Origin of the sequence: Mycobacterium sp. (assembly GCF_049281135.1) — a bacterium.
Classification (GTDB): domain Bacteria; phylum Actinomycetota; class Actinomycetes; order Mycobacteriales; family Mycobacteriaceae; genus Mycobacterium.
Genome location: NZ_JBAPRN010000741.1, coordinates 1 through 4,006 on the forward strand (window position 1 = coordinate 1; position 4,006 = coordinate 4,006).

Sequence of the window (4,006 nt, forward strand, 5' to 3'; positions counted from 1 at the left end):
CTGCCCGGCTATCCGGTTTCTGCTGCGTCGATGTGAAAGCTGGGCGGGGCGGAAGCGATCAAGATCCCCGAACAGGCGATCGGGCTTGTGCGCGTCGAAGTAGCTAGCGACCGCTTGCTAATTTCGCGTTTCGGGCCCTAGTCTGGGACGAGGCCCGCAAGCAACTCGGGGGTCGTCCGCCGGACCTGTTTTGAACTGCGATGACACCTCGCCGAAGGGGCTTTACGATGACCGCTTCGATACTCCGGCCCCAGGTCAGCGGCGCATGATGGGTGCTAGAACGGACGCCGGGGAGAGCTGGGACGTATTGAACGATCCGAGTGACCCCGGGCTGCACTGGACCACCGGCAACATCGGCGAGGCGGTACCGGGGGTGCAGACTCCGCTGAGCTGGAGCTTGTGGGGGCCCACCATCGAGGCCGGCATGCGATTGAGCATGCGCGATATGGGCGCGTTCAGCCGCGCCGAGTCGACGCTGCCACCGAAGGGGCGCCAACTCTGCCAGGTGTTTTACGGCCGCGGAGCACTCTCGGTGGAGCTGCTGGCTCGCCTTGGTGACCGGATGCCGGGCACCACCGGCCAACAGGTGGCCACCGGCGTCTACGGCGACGCCCCCGACACCATCGACTATCGTCCGACGATCAGGCGCTATCCGGCGGTCGCGGTCGCGGTGCCGTATCAGATGTTGCGGATTGCCGGCCGACTGCGCGCGGCGCGGGCGGTCAGCGAAGAGTTCTGGCCACGCCAGACTCGACGGATAGGCGCACTCAGCCTGCCTGCAACTCTCGGGGTGTTCACCGAGGCCGCCGCGCAATTCCGCTGGTGTGTCTACCTGCAATCGATGGCGCTGTTCTGCGCGGTGCAGCCGATGTACGACGCACTCACCGCGCTGACCGCTCGCACTGGCATCGGCGAGCCGACCGCGCTGGCCGGAGGGTATGGCGGCGTACCGGAGACCGAGGTGGTCGCCGACCTGTGGCGTACCTCGCGCGGCGAGATCGAGCTGGCCGAGGTAGTGCGCAAGCACGGGTTCCACGGGCCGTCCGAGGGTGAACTGTCCGGGCGTGTGTGGCGGGAGGATGACACCCCACTGCGACGGTTGGCCTCCGACTACGGGGCCCGGCCCGATGACGCCGATCCCCGACTGCGCGACCGCGAACGGCAGGCGGAGCGGCTCGGGTTGGAGAAGGAGCTGGTGGCGGCCGTGCCAGCAGTGCAGCGGCCGCTAGTGAAGCTGGTGCTGCGCCGCGCCGAAATCAGCATCCCGTTACGCGGGGTGTCCAAAACGGCGTTTTTGCAGGCTTTTGACGTCGTGCGAGCGTGCGCCCGGCGGGCCGGCATGCTCCTGGCCGATGCCGACATACTGGCCGACCCGGAGGACGTCTTCTTCCTCACCGACGCCGAGCTGCTCGGCTGTCCCACCGCGGACGTCCAGGAGGTGGTCGCCCTCCGCCGGGAGCGGCACTCGCACTACAAGACGTTGCGCCTGCCCGAGGCGTGGGTGGGCGTGCCCAGCCCGATCGTCGAGCAGCCGGTCAGCACCGCCCGGGTACGGTCGGTCACCGGGGTTGGAGTAAGCCCCGGGGTGGTTGAGGGGCTCGCCAGGGTGATCACCGATCCGGCGTTCGATGAAGTCGAGCCCAACGAAATCCTGGTGTCCCCGACCACCGACCCGAGTTGGTCGTCGATCATGTTCATCTCTGCGGCGCTGGTGGTGGATATCGGCGGGGCGCTGAGCCACGCCGCGGTGGTTGCCCGAGAGTTGGGCATTCCGTGCGTAGTCAACACTCGCGACGGCAGTCGGCTGTTGCGCACCGGCGACCTGATCCGGGTGGACGGCGTGACCGGCACAATCGAGCTGCTGAAACCAGTCGAGTCGTAGCGGGTTGGTCGCCCTCGTGGTTCATTGCCAGGACCGGAAAGTCGTCCCAACCGACGCGGCGGCGCGCTTCGGCGATGCAGAAATCGCGGGGGTTATCTTGATTTCCATGATGAATTCGGCGTCCCTGGCCGCCGCCAAGGGGCGCGGAGTAGATGCCTGCACCTCCACCACTCCCCCGCAAGGGGATGGCTAAGTGAGCCGGACCGTGTCGGTCGAGCCAGCCGGAGTCGTGATCGAACTCGAGCCCGGGGAGAATTTGTTGCGCGCCGCCCAACGGTGCGGCTACCGATGGCCGACCGTCTGCAACGGCAACGCTTCGTGTGGCGTTTGTGTGGCTCAGGTTGTTAGTGGCTTCGAAAACTGTTCCGAAATAGCAAGTCTCGAGCAGGAACGAATTGTCGCGCTCAACAAGCCCGTCGACGGCAAGGCCCGGCTGGCGTGCCAACTACAGATCAACGGCCCGATCACCGTTCACCGGCGCGGCGTACGGCTGCGAGGCGCAGCGGACGTCGACCAAACAGATGCTTGATCTTTGTCACCGAAAGCTCATGCCGCCCGCGCAGCGACCGCGCTCGCACCAGTTGAGGAGTTGTTGTGAGCGTTGCTTCCGATGAATTCGACCCGCTGATGCCCTCGATGCGAGCGGTCCATCACTGGACGACCGCCAACCTCGGCGAGGCCGCTCCTGGTGTGCTCACCCCGCTCGGCACGGCCCTGTGGGGAGCCACGGCCGAGCGCGCTGCGCGGAGGGCTCCGTGGATGGTCGGAATGATGCACGACGCCGAGCTGAAGTTGCCGGCAGATCCCGCCGACTGGTACCTGCGCGTGTTCTACGGACGACTGTCGTGCCAGGTCGAGTACATGGCCGCGATGGGCGATCGGGTGCCCGGCACGACGGGGCAGGACGCGGTCCGCTCACTATTTGGCGAGGCGCCCCCGGATATGACGTTCAGCCCGACGCGGCGCTACTACGCGTCGATCGCGTGGCGCCTGCCCCGCATGTTCCTGCGGTTCCCCGCCACCCTGGGCAGGCTGGCCTCAGAAACGGACATGTGGTGGCGGGACTTGGTGGCGCGCGTGGACGCGATGACCCGGGACGACGCACTCAGGGTGTTCGCCGAGGCGGTGCGCCGCTTCGAGCGCACCAGCTGTCTCCAGATGGTCGGCACGTTGTGCAGCGTCCAGCCGCTCTACGATGCCGTCGAACGGCTGATCGCCCGGACCGGGGTCGGTGACATCGGTGTTCTCAGCGGCGCCGAAATGGCCGTCATCGCTGACATCTGGAAAGCATCGCGGCACCAGACAACGATCGAGCAGGTGGTCGCAAACCACGGCTTCCACGGTCCGGGCGAAGGTGAGATCTCCAGCGCGGTGTGGCGCCAGGATGACACGCCACTGCGCGACCTGATCGCCCGCTACGCCGAGCGCCCCGAGAGCGAGAGCCCGATCGCCCGAGAGCGTGCGCGAACCCAGGAGCTGGCCCGAATGCAGGCCGCCCTGCTGGCGGCGCTGCCACATCATGCGCGTCCCGGGGCCAAGCTCATACTGCGTTTGGCGGCCCGCCGGATCCCGCTGCGTGGCGTCGGCAAACGCGCATTCCTGCAATCAATCGACGCGGCCCGAGCCTCCGCCCGTCGCGTGGGAGATCTGCTCGTGGAGGCCGGGCGCGTTCGGGACGCCTCGGACGTATTTCTGCTCACCGGCGAGGAGTTGCTGGCGGCGCCGCCCACCGACCTCGAGGGCCTGATCGAGCGGCGACGGCTGAAGCGGGCAAGCTACCAGGCGCTCAGGCTGACGAGCACCCACTGGGTGGGCCTGCCCGAGACGGAGCCGGCGGGCGCCGCGGGCCCGGCCGGCACTGACGGCGTGATCAACGGCGTCGGAGTCTCCGGTGGTGTGGTCGAGGGGACGGCGCGCGTCGTCACCGATCCATCATTCGCCGAGGTGGAACCCGACGAGGTCCTCATCGCGCAGACCACCGATCCCAGCTGGTCGTCGATCATGTTCATCTCCTCGGCGCTGGTCGTCGACATCGGGGGCGCGCTCAGCCACGCGGCCGTGGTCGCACGGGAGCTGGGGATTCCATGCGTCGTCAGCACGGGTCATGGGACAAAGCTGATCAAG

3 protein-coding genes are annotated in these 4,006 nt (G+C 67.5%); all 3 read left to right on the plus strand.

Annotated elements, in window-relative coordinates:
- Positions 1-268 precede the first annotated feature (268 nt).
- The gene (locus WAN02_RS29510) at positions 269-1,882 is read left to right on the plus strand and encodes a PEP-utilizing enzyme (RefSeq protein ID WP_422268931.1); all 1,614 of its coding nucleotides are present in this window, start codon (positions 269-271) and stop codon (positions 1,880-1,882) included.
- A gap of 193 nt (positions 1,883-2,075) precedes the next feature.
- Positions 2,076-2,411, plus strand: coding sequence for a 2Fe-2S iron-sulfur cluster-binding protein (locus tag WAN02_RS29515; RefSeq protein WP_422268932.1), 336 nt, complete (start codon positions 2,076-2,078; stop codon positions 2,409-2,411).
- Between the two features lie 65 nt (positions 2,412-2,476).
- Positions 2,477-4,006 (plus strand): PEP-utilizing enzyme (locus tag WAN02_RS29520; protein ID WP_422268933.1); only part of this gene is annotated, 1,530 nt, incomplete at its 3' end.